We start from the raw sequence: 22,005 nt of genomic DNA on the forward strand, positions 1-22,005 counted from the left end.
TGCCCGCTCCGCCCCGCCTCCTCCCCTTCGCCCCGACCCCGCACCCCGGCAAGCCCTTTGCCCCCACGGCACGGTGACCGGTACGGTAGGTGCGATTGGCAGCGGCCCCGCCGCCTGTGCCATCATCTGCACACACCTGCTTGACCGGCAGATGTGCGGGAGGCGTCGCCTAGTCTGGTCTATGGCGCCGCACTGCTAATGCGGTTTGGGGTTTACCCCCCATCGAGGGTTCAAATCCCTCCGCCTCCGCCACCCGACCAGCGAGCCCGTGCCGTACGGCGCGGGCTCTCTGCATGCCCGGGGGACGACGTGTTTCCGCAGGTCGGCGGGGGTGCGGGAATCGGATTTCACCTGGCGCGGAGGGTCATGTAAAGTTGTGCCCGCAACGCAGCCGGGCCGCCAATGCCCGAAAGCGGGCGCTCGTAGCTTAACGGATAGAGCATCTGACTACGGATCAGAAGGTTGCAGGTTCGAATCCTGCCGAGCGCGCACAGGTAGAAGCCCCGCAGACACATCTGCGGGGCTTTCTGCATGCGGTGCTACGACAGCACCAGCCGGCACGCCCAAGGCGGCTGGTCAGCCAGCCGGGAGGGCCGCCCAGCGCCCCGCGGTGGCAGGACCTCGCCTCCGGAAGCCGCGATGAGGCCCCACGTCGCTCTGTATACGGAGCCCGCGCAAAAACCCGATTGGCAGTCGAGACGGCTGCTGCTACCTTCGCGGAGGCCGTGCGAGAGAACGAGGAGGTGGTACCCGTGAACGTATCGACGTGGGTGCTCTCCCCCGGGGTCACGGTCGGGCGATAGGTCGTCCGGGAGCGCCGTTCAAGGGCACTCCCGAAAGGCACGACCATGGCCCTTCACTTCACTTCCGAACAGCGTCTCGACGACGTCCTCGAACGCAACTTCGTCCTCGGCGAGATCCCCGGCACCCTGTGGACGCCCGCATCCGCACCAGCACCGCTGATCCTGCTCGGCCACCCCCCGCTCGGACTGCACAGGATGTACCCCAGACTGGTGGCGCGGGCCCAACACGCCGCAGCGGACGGCTTCGCCGCGGCCACCATCGAACTCCCCGGGAGCGGTGACCGGCCCCGTTGGCTCGCCGCCCAGCAGGTCCGCGCCGACCTGCACCGGGCTAGGAAAGCGGGAGAGCCGGTCAGCGACGAGATCATCGACGCCCTCACCCTGCCGCTCGTAGACAAGGCGGTCCCGGAATGGCAGGCCGCCCTCAACGCCCTCCTGTCGCTGCCCGACATCGGCGGCCCGGTCGGGTACTCGGGGGGAGTGATCTCCATAGGCATCCGGCTTGCGGCGGTCGAACCGCGCATCGTGGCCGCCTGTCTCTTCGCCGGGAGCTTCGTGCCTCGCGCCATCTTCGAGGAGGCCCGCCAAGTGACCATTCCGCTGCACGTCCTGCTGCAGTGGGACGACGAAGGCAACGACCGGCAGGCGGCCCTGGACCTGTTCGACGCCTTCGGCTCCAAGGAGAAGTCCCTGCACGCCAATATGGGCGGGCACACCGGCGTCCCGCAGTTCGCAGGGGAGGGCGCGGCCCGGTTCTTCACCCGGCACCTGAAGTGAGGCCGGGCCGCCAGGCCATCAGCAGACGATAAGCCATCCTGGCCAGGGTGCTGCTCGTCAAGGGCAGGCCCCGGCCCTCCTCTGCCAGACGCCGCGGGCCCTACCAACTCGGCAAGGGCCCCGCGTCAACGCCCCTCACTGCCGCGCTGACGGCCGGTACGACCGTAAGTGCCCGATCCCTGTGGAGCTGCGGGCCAGAAGCTTGCCGTTCGGATCCTGCCGAGGGCGCATAGTGTCCAGAGGGGCTCTTGCCTGCCGTACGGCAGCGGTCACCGCGGCCCCGGCCGGGGCGTACCGTGACAGCGTGGCGAACGAAGACCTGGGACGGACGCTCCCTCGTCTCCGCCGGCTGGCGTCCCTGACGCAAGAGGCTCTGGCCGAGCGCTCCGGTGTGTCCGTTGATGTGATCCGCCATCTTGAACAGGGACGGAAGCACTCAGCGCGCCTCCCCACGCTGCACGCGCTGGCGAACGGTCTCGGGGTGGAGCTGACGACGCTCCTTGGCGACCCACCCGCGATTGCGTCCACCGGGGAGAGCGACGGCCCGCGCTTCGTAGCCGTACGCCGCGCCGTCATGCCGGCGCTCTGGCAACAGGATCCGGAGCCGAAGGATCCGGCTTCTCCCTTGACGGGCTGCGCGATCAGATCGCGGAAGGCTGGACGCAGTATCACTCCGCCGAGTTCGACGCGGTGATGAAGGCGCTGCCGGACTTGATCTCGGATGCGCGCGCTGCCGCGGCGTTGAGGGACGAGGACGTCCGCGGAGACGGTTTCGCCGCGCTGGGCAAAGTACTTCAGCTCGCCGGACATGTCGCCGTACGCATGGGGAAGACGGATCTCGCTCTCATCAGCCTGGAGCGCGCGATAGAGGCCGCGGACCGGTCCTCCGATCCACTGCTCGTGCCGATGATCGTCAACTCCACAGCGTGGACCTACCAGCGGCAGGGGCGCCTCGAAGACGCCATGAGCATCGCGCTCCGCGCCGCCGACGACCTGGTGGACGCCGGCCGTACCGACACCGCTGACGGCCTGAAGGTATGGGGCGCGCTGACCATGAGTGCCGCGACGTCGGCCGCACGCAGCGGCCACTACGAGCGCGCCGCGGCGATGATGCAGACGGCGGAGAAGGAAGCCGCCCGGGTGGCGAAACTGCCCGACGGTGGCGACAACCGCATGGTGAGCGTCTTCAGCCCGTCCTCGGTACGCATCGAACGTGTCCGGCTCGCAGTGCAGTACGGCCACCCGCAAGATGCCCTGGCTCTGGCCAAGGGGATGCGGTTGAGCAGGGACACGCCACCGTCGTGGCGGACGTGGCTCCTGCTGGACGTGGCACGAGCCCACACGGACATCGGTGACGCGGCCGGAGCGGTGAAGACCCTGGAGTCGCTGCGCCGTGTGGCGCCGACGTGGATGCAGCACCACACGCTGGCCGTGGCCATCGTGCGCGATCTCTGGACGCTTCCCAACCACCCGCCGGGACTCCGACCGTTGGCAGAGTTCCTGGGAGTCAGCGAATAGCCTGGTGAAAGTGGGACGTTACGCCCCTGTCAGCGTCCCCGGCATGCCGCTTGCATGAACGGACACCGCCCCGGCGACCGTACGACCGGCTCCGTGGCTTGCCCGATCTGAGGAAGCGGACCGACATGCCGCAACACACGACGCGACGACGCCTCCACGGCTACCGACGGCACAGCAGGACCTTGGCACGCGAGCCCGAGAGCGCCGCCACTGCCCGCCGCCTGGTCCGCGTGGCGCTCGCCGACTGGGGCCTGGACGACTTGGCGGACGACAGCACCGTGGTCGTCTCAGAGCTGGTCACGAACGCGATCCAGCACGCTCGGCGTGAGTCCATCCGCGTCACCATCGAACGGGCGGATGCGGCGTGCGTGCGGGTAGGCGTCGTGGACTTCTCGCGAGAGCGCCCGGTGAACAGGGAGTCATCCTTTGAGGACGACGGCGGCCGTGGACTCGCCCTCGTGGGCGAACTGGCCGACGCCTGGGGCACCGAGCTACTGCCCTGGGGCAAGCGGGTGTGGGCGGATCTGAAGGAACAGGGATGACCGGGGAACGGCGTCACCGCTGGGCAGACGAGATGATTCGGGAAGAGGACAGCGACCGGTCCGGGCCTGTTGAGGATGTGGCGGACGGCGGGACGAAACCCCGCAGGCTACCTGCGGCAGAAGGCGTCACCCACAGCCGCGGACTCGGTCGCGGGGAGATTGAGCGGAGACAGGTCGGGCTACACCGTCATGGCCGAGCCGGCCTGCGGCACGACAGAACCAGAACCCCGGCCGGCGACCGGCCTGAGGCCGAGCACCCAGGGGCGGCACCCATGAGCCAGCGAACTCTGCCGGAACCGCGTTGGTTTCACTGCGAGTGCCACGTCGACGAGCGCCGGTTAGGCACCTTCGACGCCTACAGCCCAGGCGAGGCACTGCGCTGGCTGAAGGCCACGCTGATGATGGTTGCGATCAGCATGGATGAGGAACCCTACCGCCGGGCCCGCGACTGGATCGACCACGGCCAAGCAGAGGCGACCCGCGAACTGTCGGAGGGCAAGCCCCACACCCTCACGCTGAAGCAGCACACCACGCAGGCAACTTGGACGATCACACCAGCGCCCTACCTCCCACCGCCGAAGCAGACAGACACGCCCGCGTGAGCCCTACGCGTAACAACCTTCTCTACAACTTCAAGGCGCCTCACCACCGCACACCGCACACCCCAACTCCCCAGCCCGCCGCTCCCTCTCCACCCCACTCCGACCCGTCCACCGGCCGACACAACGGAAGACGAGCCAACTCAGGAGAAACGACTCAAGGCTGGGTCCGGTCGGCTCCACGGCTTTAGGCAGCCACCATGGGGCAGGGGCCTAAGATCATGGGGCCACATCGGCCCATTACGGGCAGGTCCACAACCAGCCCGATCCCCGGTCAGCTTAAGGCCCCATGGTCTCCCACCCATGGCAGCTCCCGCCTAAAGCCGCTCCACTGACCTGCCACATAAGCTATTTGTTGAGATTCTGCTGCAGCAAGTAGCTCTTCTGCGTCGCAGAGTTAAGGATTTGACTGGAAATATCATCCATCATTTTGATGATCTCCACCCGAACATCATCCCAGTCAGTGAGACGAATGTAATCCTCTTCCCCATGAGCAATCCTGTTCCTGGCCGCAAGCAATTGCTCGTCGATCAGATCCTGATAAGGAGAGTACCGAGAAAAGTCACACCCCACTGAACACAGGATGTCACACAGCCGATCATAATTTAGATTCGAGAAAGTCCTTACCGCTTCACGTCTAGTAGGGATCTTGGCGCGAGATGATGCACCCTCACGAACGTCGCGAATGAGCGTCGCATGTATGAATGCTCGGTTAGTGAGCTCGAATTCCTCAATTTGGGCCCGCATGGCAAGAGCGACCAGCTCAGGACGTAGCTGCGCGTACGTCAACTTGAGTGATGCAAGATAGCAGAGGTAGGCGTGAGCACCGTTTTTCACAAAGCCTTCCCAATGTGCATAGAGAAGAGCGATTGAAGCGCGGAGCAACGCTGGACGAATACCAGCTTCAGCCCTGCCCACCTGCCCCTTGAAGATACTGAGCTCTTTCTTTCTCCAGCCAAGATCTGCTGAAATGCAATCGTACAGACCCTCAGTCGTGCGAATCTTCATTTGAGCGACCTCAAGGGCGAAAGAATTCCTTGGCAGCAGGAATGGTTACAGGGATACGTGTCGTCCCGCGGACGCCTCCACGGGCCTGCGAGCGGAAGAAATCCTCTGACCACATCTCCTCAACCCGTCCACGCAGTTCCCGATGCCGCTCTTTCTCTGGCACTCGCGCCCAAGCCTCCAAGTTGCTCGCAACTCCCACGGTGACAGCTTCAAATGCCGAGACCGAGAAGCCACCAAGAAACCGGGTCTTCGACTTGTCGTAGCGCCTGAAGGAATCGGATTCTAGCGCGGCAGCAAGCAGGCCGAATGTGTCACGGAATACCTTTCCCAAGCCAGCCCTGTCAAAGCTTTCCCTACCCGCCAGTCCGAGCATCTTATCCGTCAGGAAGAGGTCTACACTCTCCATTTCCTTTAGTTCCTGAAGTGAGCTTGAAATCAGAGTCATGAAGCGACAAACAAGCTCCAAGTCATACTGCTCCTCAGCCGCCCGCGTGGAAATGAGCGTGCAGGCATCGAAGGTAGAATCACTTCGCAACTCCTCCAGCCAGAGAAAAAAGTCGCGATTCATCATGATGAGCTGGCAATTCCTGACCTCTTGAGCTGAAGGAGCCTCACCTCCAGAGTTGAGGCGATCAAAGAGTTCATACTTGGCTTTCTCGTCACTTTCAGGCAAGAGGATCTTGAAGTCGAGCTTGCTCCTCTTCAGTGAAATTCTCTGCCCCGGAGTCAGGCCCACCCCCTCGTCTACACCTTCGAAGCTCAGCCCTTCCAATGAGGGAAGGTATCGTGTCCCCTGGAGTTGACTCGGCGGACGAAGTTCCCCTGTCCTCTCATCTCTCAGTTCGCCCATAAATTCAAGGATCGTTGAAAGCCTCTGCAGTCCGTCGATCACTTCCCACACCCCATCATGCCTTTGCATCACGAAGATCGAAGGAAGAGGAATTCCCAGCAGAATGCTCTCAATCAACCGAGATTTCTTGGACTGGCTCCATCGAAAGAGACGCTGAAATTCCGGCCGGATCACCAGCTCGCGATCACGGTATAGATTCACGACTTCGCCGATGGACATTGCATAGGCATCCGCCTTGACCGTCGAGCGGCCAGCCTCAATTTCATCCTGCAGGGTCATGTCGTGCTCACTCCGGCTCGGCTAGTCCTTGGTGGAGCTATCATTCCATATCGGGCCAGAATGCGGTATGGCGCTGACTGGGACGTGACGTGCGGAACCCCGTGGACTTATTCGAAGCAGGTGCCAGAAGCACTCAGACTCAATCATGATCAACGCTGACTGCCATCGGCAGCACAACCGCAGGTTAGGACACGAAGCAAGACGCCGATCAGTTCTTTGGCCCGTGGTGATCAGTTGTCGCGGTACAGCAGCACGGTACCGCAACCACAGCGATCAACCGTGGCCCGCATCAGCCCTGAGGCATCCCGAGCCAACCGATCTGATCGCCATCGCCTGATCTAGCTTGAGCTACGGATCGGCAGGTTGCAGGTTCGGATCCTGCCGTGCGTGAACAGGTCGAAGCCCCACAGACATCGTCTGCCGGGCTTTCTGCATGCCGGTGCAGCATCAGAGGCACCTGGACCAGCGCGGTTGAGGCGGATGCAGAGGGGCGCCGAGGGGAGGCGGTGATTCGCGTTCTGCGGGACAGGTTGACAGCGAAGTCCGGGAGGGCGAACCTGACCGGTTGGCTGTCGTGCAGGTAGCGCCGGGGCTCTGCAGGGCGAACCGGGTGGGGCGATGCGAGGCTCATCCAGTACCGCGACGACAGCCGGGGGAGCCGGGCTGTGGTGATCCCGGGGTGCAGGGGGAACAGGGTGCCCTGGGATACCCGCTGGTCCTGGCCCCGGGTGCTGTGTTCTGTGCTCCGGCTTCGGCGGTGGCGGCTTGATCACCGCACCTGGGGTTCTTCTCTACCCTCACCGGAAACCGGGGCGTCCTCGGGGGCTTGTTGCGTGTGGGGTGCCGTGCGTCTGGTCGTGATGACCGCCTGCGTTTGCGTCGTCTGGCCCACCAGCACCCGTTCCCCCATCTCGAACACATCGGTCTGTACGACGATGACGGACCTCCCGACGTGCAGAGGGCGTGACACTGCCTGGGCTGTACCCGCGCGAACCGGCCGGAAGAAGTTGGTCTTGGACTCCAGGGTGGACGTGTCGGCGCCTTGCGGCAGGTTCAGGTAGGCGCACACCGCGCCGACAGTGTCCGCGAGGGCTATGAGCGCACCGCCGTGGAGCGCCGCGCCGGCCGTGCACAGGTCGGAGGACCAGGGCAGGGTGCCGGTCGTGCGCTCGGGGGTCGCCTCGGTGAGGTCGATTCCCAGGCGTTCCGCGAACGGCATGGTGCGCAGGAGGTCAGCGGGGTGGGGGATGTCCGAGGTCATGCCACCACGATGGTCGAGGCCCATTCCGTGGTCGATTACTCCGGGAATCATTGACGCCGGCCACCCCACCGGCGCTCGTCTCCCCCACCCCGGCCCACCGTTCCCGTGGGCTTTGATCAGGCGGCGGGGAGGGGGAAGGCGGCCCGGGCGGCGTTTTGCTGGGCCAGGGATTCGTGCTTGGTGGTCCAGCCGTGGGTGTCCCGCAGGGCGTCGAATTCGCGCTGGAGGGTGGTGGCGGCGGTGGTGCGGATGTCGGTGCTGATGGTGACCGGCAGTCCGTCCGTCAGCAGGGCGGTGGCGGGGTGGTCGGCGAGGCTGGGCACGGCGCCGGTTCCCACGTTGCTGAGGGGGCACATCTCCAGCGCGATCCGGTCCGTGCGCAGCCGGTCGAGGAGCGCGCTGTCCGACGTGCAACGCACACCGTGGCCGATACGGCGGGCGCCGAGGACGTCGATGGCCTCCCACATGCTCTCGGGGCCCGCGGCCTCCCCCGCGTGCACGGTGCAGGGCAGACCCGCGGTGTGGGCGAGGTCGAAGGCGGCGCGGTGCGGCGTGGCCGTGTACCGCGACTCGTCGCCGGCCAGGTCGAGTCCGGCGACGACGTCGCGCTGCCGCAGGGCCGTCTCGGCGACGGCCAGGCTCTCGTCCGGGCTCTGGTGGCGCAGACAGCACAGCAGCAGCCCGGTGGCCACGCCCGTGTCGGCCCGTCCCCGGGCCAGCCCCTCGGCGACGGCCTGCACGGCCTCGTCCAGGGTCATGCCCTGATCGCCGTGCAACTGCGGGGCGAAGCGGACCTCCCCGTGGACGACGCCGTCGGCCTTCCAGTCCTCGACCAGTTCCCGGGCGGCGCGGGCGAGGGCGTCCGGGGTCTGCAGGAGCCGGAGGGGAAGGTCGAGGTACGTGAGGTACGTGGTCAGGCTGCCGCAGGGGTCGGGGGCCACGACCAGGTCCCGGACCGGGCGGTCCAGGACGATGCCCTGTTCGCGGGCGAGGTCGGCAAGGGTGTCGGGGCGGACGGATCCGTCGAGGTGGCAGTGGAGTTCGTAGCGCGGGATCGGCGCGGCGGGAGTGCTCATGATCGTGGTCCCGTTCAGGGGGCGGCTGCGGGTGCGGGCGGGGCGAGGGTGCCGACGGTGTCGAAGAGGAGTTTCTTGAACCCGGCCTCGGCCACGCGGCGAACCAGGGTGAGGTTGGGGGCGGGGGCGGACACGCGCCGGTCGATGATCATCTGGCCGCGGGTCTCGTCGGCGACGGAGATGTCGACGTACGCCTGCTCCTGCTCGGTGATCAGGTCGGGCTTGAGCGCCACGGCCATGGCGACGGGGTCGGGCAGGTCGTAGCCGGCCAGCCCGGTGACGTCGCGGGCCCAGTCGGCCACGGTGCGGTTGATGCGGTGCGCGAACGTCGCCATCGGGGTGCCGATGTTCTCCAGGTGCTGCTGGTCGGCCGGCGTCATGACCGCGTCCTTGCGGGAGACGTCCCAGCCGATCCAGGTGACCTTGTCAGGCGTGGCGGCCTGCGTCACGATCTTGGCGGCCTCCGGGTCCGCCCAGACGTTGAACTCGCCGGTGGCGGAGATGTTGCCGCGCAGGTCGGCGGCGCCCGCCATGCAGTACACGTGCCGGTAGCGGGTGAACAGGTCCGGGTCGCGCAGCAGAGCGGCGGCGACGTTGGTGAGCGGCGCGAGCGTCACCAGTGTCAACTCCCCGGGGTTCTCGCGGGGTTGGGACAGCAGCACTTCCACCGCATGCGTGCTCTCGCAGGATGCGCTGGGGTCGGGCAGGCCGATGTCGCCCATGCCGTCCTCGCCGTGGACGTGCTGCGCGCTGGACAGCATCCGCGTCATCGGCCGGGCGCAGCCGGGGTGGACGGGAATGTCGGTGCGGCCCGCGGTTTCCAGGGAGATGAGGGCATTGCGGGTTCCGGTCCCGACGGGCACGTTGCCGGCCACGGTGGTCACCGCCCTGATGTCGCCGAGTCCGCTGGCGGCGGCGAGCAGCAGCGCGACCGCGTCGTCGGACCCGGTGTCCGAGTCGATGATCAGAGGCAGAGCGGGCATGGACGTGCTCCGTTCATGACGGGTCGGGTGGGTGTGTGGTGCACGTGCCGTGGGTCAGCGGGACTGCATACGGACGAGGTCGCGGGGGCGCGGTCACGGTGGGGGCGGGGAGGTGCTCGCACTCACCGCCCCGGTCGGCCAGTGCCCCGCCGCCACCCAGGGTGACGACCGCGCCGGAGGCCGTCCGGGCCGGGATCCGGGCGGCGGATCGGGGGTCGTCGGCCCCGGTGAGCTGCCGGGCCTCGACTTCGTCGACCACCAGCACCGGTCGACGGTCGTCGGACCATACGGGCAGGGCGCCGGAGGACGGGACAGCGCAGGATCCGGTCGAGATTGACCGAGCCCATGGCTATCACGCGGCCCGGGAAGAATCCGTTCACGCTTCATATCTAATCGTTTAGATGAGACGATGCAAGACCTATGACGAGACGAGAAGCCAAGGCGCCGACGCTGGCGGACGTGGCCCGTACGGCCGGGACCTCCACCGCGGTCGTCAGCTACGTGATGAACAACGGCCCCCGGCCGGTCGCGCCGGACACCCGCGGCCGCGTCCTCGCCGCCGCGGCCGAACTCGGCTACCGGCCCAACCGCATCGCCCGCGCCCTGCGCTCACGCACCACAGGCGTGGTCGGGCTCATCCTCGCCGACGCGTCCAACCCCTACTTCGGGGCACTGGCCCGGCACGTCGAGCAGGCTCTCGAACTGCACGAGAAGCTGACACTGATCGGCAACGCGGGATACTCGCCCGACCGGCAGAAACACCTCTCCGAACGGTTCCTCACCGCCCAGGTCGACGGGCTGGTCATCGTCTCCGCGGACGGCGGGGCGGACGTCGCGGCCGAGGCGCAACGGGCCGGTGTCCCGGCGGTGTACGTCCACAACCAGCCGGAAGGAGTGGAGGTCGCGGCGGTGACGGCGGACGACGATGCGGCGGTCCGGCAGGCCGTCGCGCACCTGCGCGCACACGGACACGCCGACATCGCCTTCCTCGCGGGACCGCAGGACGCCGGACCCGTCGGCCGGCGCCGAGCCGTGTGGGAGGCGGCGGTCGCCGGGGCCGGCGGCTCCCGGCCGCTGCTGCTGCGCTGCGCGTATTCGCGTGCCGCGGCGGCCGACCTGACCGGGCGTCTGATCGGCGAGGGGACGATGCCCGCGGCGCTCGTCACGGCAACGGACGAACAGGCCATCGGCGTGCTCGCCGGGGCCAGGGCACACGGCGTCCCCGTGCCCGAACGGCTGGCCGTCGTCAGCCTCGACGGCACACCCGACGCGGCGTATACGGCCCCCGCCCTGACGGCCACGGAACAACCCCTGCGGACCATGGCCCAACGCGCCGTAGACCTCCTCCTCAACGGCACCACAGAAGAGCCCCCGGCCACCGCGACCCTCGTACCCCGCCTAAGCTGCGGCTGCGGCCCCGGGTAGCGGAGGGCGCAGCGCCGGCCCCGCAGGGACGGCCCCCGGGGGACTCCCGCGGCGAGGACATCGCTCCGTGCGTCAGGCCGGCGCTTGTTGACCATCGGCGTGGTCTTCACGAGGACGCGGCCAACCACGCTGACAGGGCGGAGAGTTCGCCGAGCACTCCGCCGGCACCGAGGAGGAGCCGCGTCATCGCGGCTTTCCGGGTTCCAGTTTGATCAGGTACGTGGGGGTGCCTGCGAGGTGGATGCGTTGGGTGTGGGTGGGGAGTAGGTCCGCTTGGATCGCGGGGGACAAGGGGGTCGGGGTGGGGAGGAGGAGTACTGCGGTGCCGGTGGGGGTGAGGACGCGGTGGAGTTCTCGCCACCAGGCCATGGGGGTCCTCGCCAACCGGGCCCTTGCCTCGACCTGCGTGCCCCACGGCGGGTTGCACACGATGCGGTCGATCGTCCCGTCCGGGAGGGGGAGTCTGCCCGCGTCCGCCCGTTCCAGGCGGATGCGGTCGAGCGATGCGTTCGTCCTGTTCGCGCTTGCCGCCCTCAGTGCGGTCTCGTCTATGTCGTAACCCCGGTACTGCCCCGCCTCCGGGTGGGCCAGTGCCGCCTCGATGAGCACCGTGCCCGCGCCGCAGCACGGGTCCAGGACCGTGTGGCCGCGGCCGATGTCCGCCAGTCTCGTCATCGCCGCCGCCAGCGGCGGGTGCAGCGTTCCCGGTACCGTCGCCTGCTTGTACGGGCGGCGGTGGAGCGGGCGCGGGGTGATGCGGAGCATCAGCGTCGCCTCGGTGCCGTCCAGCGTCAGGCGCCACGACGCGTAGTCCGGCGGGGGTGCCCCCTTCGTGCGGCGCGCGTGGTACGGCACCTTCAGACGCGCCGCCAGCGCGTTGCCGACCGCGTCCTCCACGTCGTACCTGTTGAAGCTCCGCCTCCCCAGGAAGGACGCCGAGACCTCCACCCCCTGCGGGTTCACGGTGCCTGCTCCTGCCAGGGTGTCGCGGTGGTCCAGCAGTCCCGCCGGGTCGGCTTCCGAGGCGAGTTCCGTCAGGGCCGGGACCGCCGATTTTCTCGTTCCTACGTCCCGCCCCCTCGCCGCCAGCAGAAACACGTCGTCCGCCGTCCGCAGCCCGGTCACCCCCGCGTCGTACGGGCGCCGGGCCCTGAAGTGCACGGAGCGGTGTCCGACCGCGGTGATGCTGCCCAGTTCGCGTTGCAGGATCTCGGCCGCCAACTGCGGTTCCAGACCGCGTGCGGACCGAGCGACGAAATGTGCGTCGTCGCGCATGATGACTGTTCTTCTCCCACGCCAAGGCCCGGGACGGCGCCACGCCGCCCCGCCTCGTCGGCGACGGGGGATCCTCGCCTCGCCGACGGCGCCTAGCGCAGGTGGAAGAAGTACATGCCCCCGATCCTACGGGCGGCGCCCCCCCCGGCGCGGGCGGATGGTGGCCATCCGCCCGTGCAGTGCGATGCTGGTGGGCATGGCCGACACCGATCCCAAGGCGGACCTCCACCGCTATCTGCGGGCCGCCCGCGAAGCGCTGCTGTGGAAGCTCGACGGGCTGTCCGAGTACGAGATGCGGCGTCCGCTGACGCCGACCGCCACCAACCTGCTCGGGCTCGTCAAGCACCTGATCGGCTGCGAGACCGCGTACTTCGGCGACACCTTCGGGCGGCCCTTCGGCGAGACCGTGCCCTGGCTCGACGGTCCCGACGCCGAGGTGCCCAACGTCGACATGTGGGCCACCGCCGACGAGTCCCGCGAGGACATCGTCCGCCTCTACGAGCGCGCCTGCGCGCACTCCGACGCGACGATCGAGGCGTTCGCCCTCGACGACCTCGGGCGCGTACCGCACTGGCCCGACGACCGGGCCGAGGTGTCGCTGCACCGCGTGCTCGTCCACATGCTCGCCGAGACCCAGCGGCACGCCGGGCACGCCGACATCGTCCGCGAGCTGGTCGACGGCGCCGCCGGGTTGCGGCGGGGCAACGAGAACATGCCGGACGGCGACCGCGCCTGGTGGGAGTCCTACCGGCGACGGGTCGAGGACGCGGCCCGGGAGGCTCAGGGGCGGGAGTGAGTCGCGGCAAGGGGGAGCGGCAGGGGGAGGCGTGGTCCGGGGAGGCTGGTCCGGGGAAGCTTGGCCCAGGGAGGCTTGGCCCGGCGGGGCGCCGCTTCGGGAGGCGCGGCCCGGGGCGCCGGACTGGGGGCGGCCCCCCGGGGGTTCTTCCATACCGAAGCCTCCCCCCGTTCGCCTTCGGCGATTCTGCCGTTGGCAGATCGCCCACCCCTTCCCTCCTCGCCCCACCCGCCTACGCTGAGACCGTGACCCACCACGCGCCGAACCGCCCCGCCCGCGTCCTTCCCCTGCGTCCCCCCGCGCCCGACGCGGGCGACGGGCGCGAGCCGCTGTGGCGGCAGGTCGTCGGGGGCGTGCTGCGGCGGGAGCGGCTGGCCCAGGAGCGTACGTTGAAGGACGTCGCCGACGCCGCGCGGATCTCCATGCCGTACCTCTCCGAGGTCGAACGCGGGCTGAAGGAAGCCTCGTCCGAGGTCCTCGCCGCCGCCGCGCAGGCGCTCGGGCTGCGGCTGGCCGACCTGCTCGTGCTCGTCCACGGCGAGATCGTCCGCCTCTCCGCCGTACGCGACCGGGGGCGGGACCGGGAGCGGCCCGCCGGGCTGTCCTCCGTCACCGAACTGCCCAGCGCGCGTTCGCGCTCCGGCGACGTCCGGCTCGCCGCCTGATCCCCCCGGGGCGGCGGCACGGCGGGGCGGCCCCCGCCGCGCCGGTCCCCCTCACAGGTGGCGCTTGCTGATCACCTGGTCCGCCAGGCCGTACGCCACCGCGTCCTGCGCCGTGAACACCTTGTCCCTGTCCGTGTCCGCCCGCAGCGTCGCCACGTCGTGGCCCGTGTGCCGCGCCAGCACCTCCTCCATCTGCGCCCGGATCCGCAGGATCTCCTTCGCCTCCAGGCTCAGGTCGGACACCGTGCCGCGCCGCACGCCGCTCGCCGGCTGGCCCAGCAGGACCCGCGCGTGTTCCAGGACGAAGCGGCGGCCCTTCTCCCCGCCCGCGAGGAGCACCGCCGCGGTGGACGCCGCCTGGCCGACGCAGTACGTGGAGATGGGGGCGCCGACGAACGTCATCGTGTCGTAGATCGCCATCAGCGAGGTGTACGAGCCGCCGGGTGAGTTGATGTAGATCGAGATCTCGCTGCCGGGGCTCGCCGACTCCAGGTGGAGGAGCTGGGCGATGACGACGTTCGCGACGCCGTCGTCGATCTCGGTCCCGAGGAAGATGATCCGTTCCGAGAGCAGCCGGCTGTAGATGTCGTACGCGCGCTCGCCGTGCGCCGTGCGCTCGACCACGTTCGGGATCGTGTACTGGCTCATGGTGGTCACAGCCCCATCCGTCGCTTCGAACCTGCCGGGCGGATGTCGGCCAGCGACTCGACGACCTGGTCCACCATCCCGTACTCCTTCGCCTGCTCCGCCGTGAACCACCGGTCGCGGTCGCCGTCGCGCGCGATCGTCGCCTGGTCCTGCCCCGTGTGCTCGGCGAGGAGGCGTTCCATCAGCGTCTTGCTGTACGCGAGGTTGTCCGCCTGGATCTCGATGTCGGCCGCGCTGCCGCCGATGCCCGCGGAGGGCTGGTGCATCATGATCCGCGCGTGCGGCAGCGCGAAGCGCTTGCCCTTCGTGCCGACCGTGAGCAGGAACTGCCCCATGCTGGCGGCGAAGCCCATGGCGAGCGTGGCCACGTCGTTGGGGATGAGCCGCATCGTGTCGTAGATGGCGAGGCCGGCGTGGACGGAGCCGCCGGGGCTGTTGACGTAGAGCGCGATGTCGGTGCGCGGGTCCTCGGCGGAGAGGAGGAGGAGCTGCGCGCAGACGCGGTTCGCGGAGGCGTCGGTCACCTCCGTGCCGAGGAGGACGATGCGCTGGCCGAGGAGCTGGGCGGCCAGGTGGTCGTCGAACCTCGACGGGGGCGGTGAGTCCTCTTCTTCCGCGCGCGGTGTCAGGGCGGTGCGGGCCGGTGGTGTCATCGTGCCTCCCTCGTGGACGGATGCTGCTTGCGTTGCTTCCACGGTCTGCCGGAGGCGGCCGGAAGGGGAGGGATCTTTGCCCGGGGCAGATTCGCCCGTGGCAGAGGTACGGCGGGTGCGGGCAGCCGGGGGGCATCGGCGGCTACGGGCGATGTGGTGCGTTGGGGCGCTTTCGACGCACGGTGTGCTTCCCGCGCCCGGCCGGATCAGGACCTGTGTCCAGCCGGTGAAGAAACCGCCGACGACCGGCCGGTGGCCAGCCGCACGAACGGCGGCGCGACATGCGTTCAGGGCGGTGGCGCGCGGCTTTTGCGGCCGCCGGAATCGTCACGTTCCGTCTACGTGCCGCCCGTCCCCCCGTTCCCTTTTTCCCCTACCCTGCCCCCGGCGCCGGGCAGTTGACGCCCGGGGCCGTACCGCCCGCGCCACCCGCCGGCGGCACGGCCCCGGGACCCCTCCGGCGGCCCCCCGGCGGCACCCCGCGGAGTTGTGGTGGCGGCGTGACGATTCTCATCCGCCGTCCCCCGGGCAACGGGGGACCGTAGACTCCTCTCGTGGCACGGCCACCGGCGCGCACGGGGTGTACGCGGTGCGTACGGGAAGCGCGACGGCGCGAAGGCCGGCCGCACCGCACAGCAAGAACGGTCGTCGAGGAGGAAGTTCGTCGTGAGCAGCCGGCCATCCCGAGGCGCTGCTCGCCTCGCCGCCATACTCGACGCGCTCCCCGACGCGCTGCTCCTCGTCGACACCAACGGCACGGTCGTCGCCGCGAACCGCGTCGCGCTGGAGACCTTCGAGCGGCCGGGCGCGGCGGTCGTCGGCCGCGGGCTGCTCGACCTGCTGCCGGACTTCGACCCGCAGCTCATCCCCGGTTCCATGCGCCGCCCCCGCGGCGACTCCACCGGTTCCGTCGCGCCCGACGCGGGGCTGCGCCCCGAGGAGCGGACGAAGCCGCTGCGCACGGCCGCCCGCCGCACCGACGGCAGCGCCTTCCCCGCCGAGGTCACCAGCGCCGACCTGGAGGACGGCCCCGGCGGCGAGTCCCCGTACGCGCCCGGCCACCACTACACGGGCGACGAGCTGCTGATGCTCGTCGTACGGGACCTCACGGGCTCCGCCGAGATCGAGGCCGAGCTGCACCGGCAGCGCCGCCAGACCGAGATGATCCTGCGCGCCGCCGCCGAGGGCATCGTCGGTACGGACACCACCGGCAAGGTCGTCCTCGTCAATCCCTCCGCCGCGCAGATCCTCGGCTACCGCGCCAGCGAACTCGGCGGCGCCGACCTCCACCCCCTCATCCACCACTCCCGCCCCGACGGCACCCCCCTGCCGTACGAGGAGACGCCGATCGCCGACACCCTGCGCTCGGGGCGCAAGCACCGCGTACGCGGCCAGGTCCTCTGGGGCCGCGACGGGCAGCCGGTGCCGGTGGACATGACGACCGCCCCGGTGCGCGACGGCGACCAACTCGTCGGCGCCGTCCTCGCCTTCACCGACCGGCGGCGGCGCGACGCGCTGGAGGCGCGGCTCGCACAGTTGCAGGCGGTGCTCGACGTCGCGCTGCGCGGCCCGCTCGACACGCTCCGCGCGGAGCTGAACACGCTCGTCGACGACCCGGCCGGGCAGCTCTGGCCCGAGGCCAACCAGACGCTGCGCCACCTCTCCGCCGGCTACGGGCGGATGACCGCGCTCATCGACAGCGTCCTCGACTTCCAGCGGCTGGACTCCGGCAAGGCGCGGCTCGCGGTGGAGACGGTGAACCTCGAGGACGTGGTGCACGCCGCGACCGAGGGTGCGGACGAGCTGATCGGTCCCGGGCGGGCGCAGTTCGTCGTGCACGCGCCGCAGATGGAGATCGAGGCGGACGGGCGGTGGCTGGCGCTGGCGCTGGCGCACCTGATCGCGGAGGTCGCGGGCATCGACGCCACCGGGCAGCGCACGGCGGGGGCGTCGGACGCGCCGGTCGTGGTGGCGGCGGCCCGGCGGGGCGACGTGGTGCGGATAGAGGTGCAGGGGCCGCGGGGTGCCGGTGGCGGTCCTACGGGATCCGCCGGTGCGGGGGCGGCGGCCGGAGCGGGTTCGGTGCACGAGCCGCTGGCGCGGGGCGTGGCGCTGCTGCACGGCGGGATCCTGCAGACGCACGAGGTGCCGGGGCAGAGCGGCGGCGCGTATCTGCTGGAGGTGCCGGTGCAGGCGGCGGGGCCCGCGGCACGGGTGGCGCGGGGGCGGGAGACGTCGGGGCGCGGCCGGGACACGGGGAACGAGACGACGGTCATGCCGGGCGCGGAGGCGCCGGGGCGGGGGACTTCGGGGTCTTCTGCGTCGTCGGGTGGTGCCTCGGGCGGGGCCGGGTCGGGTGGCCGGTCCGCCGGATCCGGGAGCGGTACGGGTGGCGGCGCCGCGGACGGTACGGCCGGGGGCGGGGCTTCCGGCGGCGGTGCCGGGCGTACGGGTGGCGGGCGGCGGCGGCGTGCCGCTCCCCCGGCCGAGGAGCCGGGCGACGGAGCGGGAACACCCCCGCGCGGTACGGGTGCCGGCGGTACGGGTACGGGCCGGCGCCGGCGCGGGGCGACACCGGCGGCGGGGGTGCCGGCGGGTGCCGGGGCTCCCGGCGGGCCCGGCGGGCCCGGTGCGGGGGTGCCCGCGGAGGGCGTCGCGGTGGCGGGGCTGCCGCCGGGGCAGGGCGCGAATGACGGTACGGGGCGCGGCGGTTCGGGGCGCGGCGGTGCGGATACGGCAGGCGGTCGCGGGGCCGGTGCGGCGGAGGCCGGCGGGCCGGCGGTCGTCCAGGACCCGGGCCACACGCCGGGGCACGGTACGCCGCAGAGTGCGGCGGCGCCCGAGGCGGCCGGCGGCGTCGCCGGGCAGGCGGCTCCCGGTGGCCCGACGCCGCCGCACGGCACGAGCGGAGCCGGTGGACGCCGGCGGCGGGCCGTGCCGGAAGGGCCGCAGGGCGCGTACGACGGCGGGAGCGGTGCACCGGCGCCGGGTGGCGGCGGCCCGGAGGGCGCACGGAACGGCGGGCCGGACGGTGCGGAGACCGGGGCCGTCGCAGCGGCGGGCGGTACGGGCGACGCGGGCGGGGCCGGCGTCGTGGACACCGGCGCGGCGGCGGTCGGCCACGCCCTCCCCGGTACGCAGGGTCGCGGCCGTCGCCGCCGGCCCGTGGGCCAGGGCCCGGGCAGCCCGTCGCAGCAGGACCGCCCCGAATCGGGCGACCCCACGACGGGCGCCCGCCGCAGGCCCGTAGGACGCGGCCCGGCGGGGCCGGAAGGACCCGGGGGCGGGCCGGGCGGCCCGGCCGGCTTCGAGGGGCAGACCGCTCCGGGCGGCCCCGGAGAGCACGGCGGCCAGGGCGGGTTCGACGGCCCGGGCGGAGCCGGGGGACCGGACGACCCGATGGGGCCGGACGACCCGATGGGCCCGGGCGGCCCGATGGGGCCCGGAGGCCCGGGCGGCCCGGGAGGCCCGGGAGGGCGCGGCGGACCCGGTGGTGGTCAGGCAGGTCCGGGCGGGCCCGGCGGGCCGGTCGGCCCCGCGGCGCCCGGCGGCCCCGGCGGACGGGTCGGCCCCAACGGCCCGGCCGGTCCCGGCCCGTTGCCCCCCGGCGGCCCCACCGCCCACACCGGCCCCGGCGCCCACATGGGCCCGGGTGCGCACACCGAGCCGGCAGCCCACCCTTCGCGTACGGGCCACACCCCCGGCCACGCCGGACCGCAGGACCCCGCCGCGTACGACGACCCGGCGGCCCCGGGCGGCCACCCGGCGCGCGGTCGCCGGGGCGGGCCCGCGTACACGGCGGGCCCCGGTGAGTACGACGACGCGGGCCGCGGCCCTTCCCGTGCGCGGCAGTCGCCCGGAGGACACGACGCCCCCGCGGGCCGCCCCGGTACGCGCGACGAGCGGGGCGGGTACGCGGACCCCGACGCCCCCGCGGGCGAGTACGGCGACGCGGCCGCGCCCGGCCCCCGGACACCCGGCAACCCCGGCGCCTACGCGGGCCGGGGCGACCCCGGCGACCCGGTCACAGGCGAGTACGGCGACGCGGCGCACCCGGGCGACGCCCGGTCCCGTACCCGGAACGACTCCGGCGGATACGCGGGCCCGCCCGCCCCCGGCGACTACGACGACACCGGCTACGCGGGCCCCGGTGCCCCCGAGGGCCCGGCCGGCAGCGGCGCGTACGACGACGGACCCGGCCGCGGCCCCGCACGGGCGCGGCGCGACCCCGGCCGATACGCGGAACCCGACGGCCCCCGCGGCCCGGCCGGCGCGTACGACGAGCCCGCAAGTGCCGGACGCGGGCCCTCCGTTGCCCGGGGCGGCACCGACGACGCGGTTTCCGCGGGGCAGTTGGAGCCCGCCGATCCCGCCGGGCACCGGGGCGGGACCGGGCATCCCGCCGCCCTGCCCGCCGGGCAGAACTCCGGGGCACCGCAACTGCCCCAGGGCACCACCGACCCCGCCGTACGGAACCAGGGCACCCCTGTGCCTCCCGGCGGTGTCGGTCCCGCGCAGCCGCAGCACCCCACCGGACGGCGCCGCCGCCCCGCCGCACCCGCCGACGCCCCGCAGGGCGCGCCCGCGCTGCCCCCCGGTCCCGCGGCCCCGGACCCGGACACCGGTCCCTACCCCCACTCCCAGAACCCCGGCGGCTACGACGACGCCCCGCCTCCCTACGCCGCGCCCCGGCCCCGGCGGGGCACCGGCCGCCCCGTGCAGGACCCGGACACCGGTCCCTACCCTCACGACGGCGACCGCGGCGCCGCCTCCGGCGACGACACGGGCGAGGTCCGTACCGTACGCACCTCGCAGACGGCGCACCCCGGCCACGGCGCCACGGACGCCCCGCAGCCCCGGCGCGGCGCCCCCGCCCCGGCCGTGCCCGCCCAGCACGACCCCCGTACGCAGGGCGGCGGCCGCCCGCAGGACGACCCCCGCGACCGGCGCGCCCAGGACGACCCCCGTACGCAAGGCGACCCCCGCACCCACGGCGGCAACGTCCCGCGCCAGCACGGCCCGCAGGCCCCGGCCGCCCAGGGCCCGGCCCAGGCCCCCGCCTCCGGCCACACCCCCGCGCCCGTGGACCCGCGGCACGGGATGCAGACCCCCGCCCGCGGCGTCGACCCGCGCCGCGCGACCGCCGACCCCGCCGCCGCCCAGGCGGCCCCCGCCCCGCCCGCGGTCCCCGCGCAGGACACCCCGCCGGCGGCCGCGCCCCAGGCGCCGCCCCGCAACGCCCCCGACCCGGCCCACGCCCAGGCCACCCCCGCCGACGCCCCCGGACCCCGCCCCGCCGGGTCCGGCTCCGCCCAGGCCCCCGCCGGACGCGGCGGCGCCACCCGCTTCGCCCGCTCCGCCGCGACCCCGGCGATGCCGGCGCTCCCGGCGCAGCAGTCGGGCCCCATCAGCGTGCGGACCCTCGGCCAGGGCGTCGCCTACGTCGACCAGCCCGGCTCACCGGCGCAAGGCGGCCAGGGCACCCAGGGCGGCCGGGGCGGCCCGCCCTCCCAGGGCGGCCAGGGCGGCCAGGGCAGCCAGGGCCCCCGGAACGGCCCGGGTCCCCAGGACGGCCCCGAGGACACCCCCCGGGACCCCCGCGACACCCACGGCCAGAACACCGGCACCGGCACCGGCACCCACGGCCGGAACGCCCCCGCCGGAGCCCCGGCCCACGACCCCCACGACCCGTACGACCCCGCCCACGACTCCGCGTACGACCCCTACGCCGGGGCCCCCGCGCACGCCCCCACCCACGACCCGTACGACTCCGCCGACGAGCACACCGGCAGCCGCCGGCGCCGCCTCGGCGCCGGGTCCCCCGGGGACGGCGCGCCCCCGCGCGGCGGCAACACGCCCTCCGCGGACGCGCCCCCGCAGCAGCACACGCAGCACCCGCCGCACGCTCAGCACCGCCCCGCGCCCCGCCCCGGCACCACCGCCCGGCGGGACGCCATCGGGCGCGCCTTCGCCATAGGGGCCCCCGACGCCTCCGCCGCCGAGGGCCCCGAGCCGCTCGACGGGCGCCACGGCGTCATCGAGGTCGCCGCGCAGGACCCCGAGACGACCCCGCTGCGGCTCGACGACGAGATGCCGCCCGAACCGCTGGACAACCCGCGCCGGCTGCTCGTCTGGCCCGAGCCCGACGCCGCGACGCAGCAGGCGCTGACCGCGCGCAACTACCGCCCCGTCGTCGTCCACTCCCGCGAGGAGCTGGACGCGCAGATCTCCGTCTCCCCCGCGGGGCTCTTCGTGGACCCGCTCACCGGCCCGATCACCCGCACCGCGCTGCAGTCGCTGCGCAAGGCGGCGGTGGCGGCGTCCGTGCCGGTGCTGGTCACGGCCGGTCTCGGGCAGGCGACGCGGGAGGCGGCGTACGGGGCGGACCCGGCGGTGCTGCTGAAGGCGCTGGCGCCGCGCGACAGCGAGCAGCACCCGCCGCGCGTGCTCCTCTTCGAGGAGAACCCCGACATCGCGGACGCGCTGGCGGCGACGCTGGAGCGGCGCGGGATGCAGGTCATGCACGCCACGTCGGACGAGGCCGCGGTGGACCTGGCGACGCGCTTCCGGCCGAACCTGGTCGTGATGGACCTGATGCGGATCCGCCGCCGGCGTACGGGCATCGTGGACTGGCTGAACGCGAACGGGATGCTCAACCGGACCCCGATGGTGGTCTACACGGCCGTGGACATCAACCGCGCGGAACTGCCGCGGCTGCGGTCGGGGGAGACGGTGCTGTTCCTGGCGGAGCGGTCGACGAGCGCCGAGGTGCAGAACCGGATCGTCGACCTGCTGGCCAAGATCGGCACCACGTAGCCGGCACGGCGGCCGGCCACGGGTGCACACC

15 protein-coding genes, 2 tRNA genes and 1 pseudogene are annotated in these 22,005 nt (G+C 72.0%); 10 read left to right on the plus strand and 8 right to left on the minus strand.

Annotation, left to right across the window (positions count from 1 at the left end):
* The first annotated feature begins 158 nt into the window (after positions 1–158).
* The 6 genes and pseudogenes from DMB38_RS16285 to DMB38_RS16315 all read left to right on the plus strand — a co-directional run bounded on the left by DMB38_RS16285 (position 159) and on the right by DMB38_RS16315 (position 4,242).
* Positions 159–252: transfer RNA gene (locus tag DMB38_RS16285), tRNA-Ser, on the plus strand.
* Positions 253–416: 164 nt separating this feature from the next.
* A tRNA-Arg gene (locus DMB38_RS16290) sits at positions 417–489 on the plus strand.
* 359 nt (positions 490–848) lie between these two features.
* The gene (locus DMB38_RS16300; protein ID WP_125935803.1) at positions 849–1,580 is read left to right on the plus strand and encodes an alpha/beta hydrolase; all 732 of its coding nucleotides are present in this window, start codon (positions 849–851) and stop codon (positions 1,578–1,580) included.
* A gap of 304 nt (positions 1,581–1,884) precedes the next feature.
* Positions 1,885–3,098, plus strand: a pseudogene (locus DMB38_RS16305) (helix-turn-helix transcriptional regulator).
* Between the two features lie 125 nt (positions 3,099–3,223).
* Complete coding sequence (locus DMB38_RS16310) at positions 3,224–3,640, plus strand: ATP-binding protein (RefSeq protein ID WP_125935804.1); 417 nt, start codon at positions 3,224–3,226, stop codon at positions 3,638–3,640.
* A 272-nt stretch (positions 3,641–3,912) separates the two neighbouring features.
* Positions 3,913–4,242, plus strand: coding sequence for a hypothetical protein (locus DMB38_RS16315; protein ID WP_125935805.1), 330 nt, complete (start codon positions 3,913–3,915; stop codon positions 4,240–4,242).
* A gap of 345 nt (positions 4,243–4,587) precedes the next feature.
* On the opposite strand, the gene DMB38_RS16320 is transcribed toward DMB38_RS16315, so the two are convergent.
* From DMB38_RS16320 to DMB38_RS16340, 5 genes are all read right to left on the minus strand, one after another.
* Positions 4,588–5,247, minus strand: coding sequence for an MAE_28990/MAE_18760 family HEPN-like nuclease (locus DMB38_RS16320; RefSeq protein ID WP_125935806.1), 660 nt, complete (start codon positions 5,245–5,247; stop codon positions 4,588–4,590).
* A 10-nt stretch (positions 5,248–5,257) separates the two neighbouring features.
* Positions 5,258–6,376: a DUF262 domain-containing protein gene (locus DMB38_RS16325; protein WP_125935807.1), complete on the minus strand. Its 1,119-nt coding sequence runs from the start codon at positions 6,374–6,376 to the stop codon at positions 5,258–5,260.
* A gap of 769 nt (positions 6,377–7,145) precedes the next feature.
* Positions 7,146–7,637 carry a PaaI family thioesterase gene (locus DMB38_RS16330; RefSeq protein ID WP_125935808.1) on the minus strand — a complete coding sequence of 164 codons (492 nt, stop codon included), beginning with the start codon at positions 7,635–7,637 and terminating at the stop codon, positions 7,146–7,148.
* A 116-nt stretch (positions 7,638–7,753) separates the two neighbouring features.
* Complete coding sequence (gene add, locus DMB38_RS16335) at positions 7,754–8,713, minus strand: adenosine deaminase (protein ID WP_125935809.1); 960 nt, start codon at positions 8,711–8,713, stop codon at positions 7,754–7,756.
* A 14-nt stretch (positions 8,714–8,727) separates the two neighbouring features.
* Complete coding sequence (locus DMB38_RS16340; protein ID WP_125935810.1) at positions 8,728–9,696, minus strand: nucleoside hydrolase; 969 nt, start codon at positions 9,694–9,696, stop codon at positions 8,728–8,730.
* A 420-nt stretch (positions 9,697–10,116) separates the two neighbouring features.
* Here DMB38_RS16340 and DMB38_RS16345 point away from each other — a divergent pair, with 420 nt between their 5' ends.
* Positions 10,117–11,121 carry a LacI family DNA-binding transcriptional regulator gene (locus DMB38_RS16345; protein WP_125935811.1) on the plus strand — a complete coding sequence of 335 codons (1,005 nt, stop codon included), beginning with the start codon at positions 10,117–10,119 and terminating at the stop codon, positions 11,119–11,121.
* Between the two features lie 183 nt (positions 11,122–11,304).
* On the opposite strand, the gene DMB38_RS16350 is transcribed toward DMB38_RS16345, so the two are convergent.
* Positions 11,305–12,396, minus strand: a complete 1,092-nt coding sequence (locus tag DMB38_RS16350) for a methyltransferase domain-containing protein (RefSeq protein WP_125935812.1) — start codon at positions 12,394–12,396, stop codon at positions 11,305–11,307.
* Between the two features lie 196 nt (positions 12,397–12,592).
* Between DMB38_RS16350 and DMB38_RS16355 the strand changes: the two genes are divergently transcribed.
* Positions 12,593–13,192 carry a DinB family protein gene (locus DMB38_RS16355; RefSeq protein WP_125935813.1) on the plus strand — a complete coding sequence of 200 codons (600 nt, stop codon included), beginning with the start codon at positions 12,593–12,595 and terminating at the stop codon, positions 13,190–13,192.
* A gap of 245 nt (positions 13,193–13,437) precedes the next feature.
* A complete protein-coding gene (locus DMB38_RS16360) occupies positions 13,438–13,857 on the plus strand; it encodes a helix-turn-helix transcriptional regulator (RefSeq protein WP_052770347.1) in 420 nt (139 codons plus the stop codon).
* A 51-nt stretch (positions 13,858–13,908) separates the two neighbouring features.
* On the opposite strand, the gene DMB38_RS16365 is transcribed toward DMB38_RS16360, so the two are convergent.
* A complete protein-coding gene (locus DMB38_RS16365; protein WP_125939078.1) occupies positions 13,909–14,505 on the minus strand; it encodes an ATP-dependent Clp protease proteolytic subunit in 597 nt (198 codons plus the stop codon).
* 5 nt (positions 14,506–14,510) lie between these two features.
* Complete coding sequence (locus DMB38_RS16370) at positions 14,511–15,158, minus strand: ATP-dependent Clp protease proteolytic subunit (protein WP_125935814.1); 648 nt, start codon at positions 15,156–15,158, stop codon at positions 14,511–14,513.
* A gap of 666 nt (positions 15,159–15,824) precedes the next feature.
* On the opposite strand from DMB38_RS16370, the gene DMB38_RS16375 reads away from it, so the two are divergent.
* Complete coding sequence (locus DMB38_RS16375; RefSeq protein ID WP_125935815.1) at positions 15,825–21,974, plus strand: PAS domain-containing protein; 6,150 nt, start codon at positions 15,825–15,827, stop codon at positions 21,972–21,974.
* Positions 21,975–22,005: the final 31 nt, after the last annotated feature.

Origin of the sequence: Streptomyces sp. WAC 06738, from assembly GCF_003945505.1 — a bacterium.
In the GTDB taxonomy this organism is placed as follows: Bacteria; Actinomycetota; Actinomycetes; order Streptomycetales; family Streptomycetaceae; genus Streptomyces.

Excerpts from the sequence above, each read along its gene's own strand:
- DMB38_RS16310 (WP_125935804.1), top strand. The coding sequence starts at position 3,224 with ATGCCGCAACACACGACGCGACGACGCCTCCACGGCTACCGACGGCAC.
- DMB38_RS16370 (WP_125935814.1), bottom strand. The coding sequence starts at position 15,158 with ATGACACCACCGGCCCGCACCGCCCTGACACCGCGCGCGGAAGAAGAG.
- DMB38_RS16330 (WP_125935808.1), bottom strand. The coding sequence starts at position 7,637 with ATGACCTCGGACATCCCCCACCCCGCTGACCTCCTGCGCACCATGCCG.
- DMB38_RS16315 (WP_125935805.1), top strand. The coding sequence starts at position 3,913 with ATGAGCCAGCGAACTCTGCCGGAACCGCGTTGGTTTCACTGCGAGTGC.
- DMB38_RS16325 (WP_125935807.1), bottom strand. The coding sequence starts at position 6,376 with ATGACCCTGCAGGATGAAATTGAGGCTGGCCGCTCGACGGTCAAGGCG.
- DMB38_RS16340 (WP_125935810.1), bottom strand. The coding sequence starts at position 9,696 with ATGCCCGCTCTGCCTCTGATCATCGACTCGGACACCGGGTCCGACGAC.
- DMB38_RS16350 (WP_125935812.1), bottom strand. The coding sequence starts at position 12,396 with ATGCGCGACGACGCACATTTCGTCGCTCGGTCCGCACGCGGTCTGGAA.
- add (WP_125935809.1), bottom strand. The coding sequence starts at position 8,713 with ATGAGCACTCCCGCCGCGCCGATCCCGCGCTACGAACTCCACTGCCAC.
- DMB38_RS16365 (WP_125939078.1), bottom strand. The coding sequence starts at position 14,505 with ATGAGCCAGTACACGATCCCGAACGTGGTCGAGCGCACGGCGCACGGC.
- DMB38_RS16300 (WP_125935803.1), top strand. The coding sequence starts at position 849 with ATGGCCCTTCACTTCACTTCCGAACAGCGTCTCGACGACGTCCTCGAA.
- DMB38_RS16320 (WP_125935806.1), bottom strand. The coding sequence starts at position 5,247 with ATGAAGATTCGCACGACTGAGGGTCTGTACGATTGCATTTCAGCAGAT.
- DMB38_RS16345 (WP_125935811.1), top strand. The coding sequence starts at position 10,117 with ATGACGAGACGAGAAGCCAAGGCGCCGACGCTGGCGGACGTGGCCCGT.
- DMB38_RS16355 (WP_125935813.1), top strand. The coding sequence starts at position 12,593 with ATGGCCGACACCGATCCCAAGGCGGACCTCCACCGCTATCTGCGGGCC.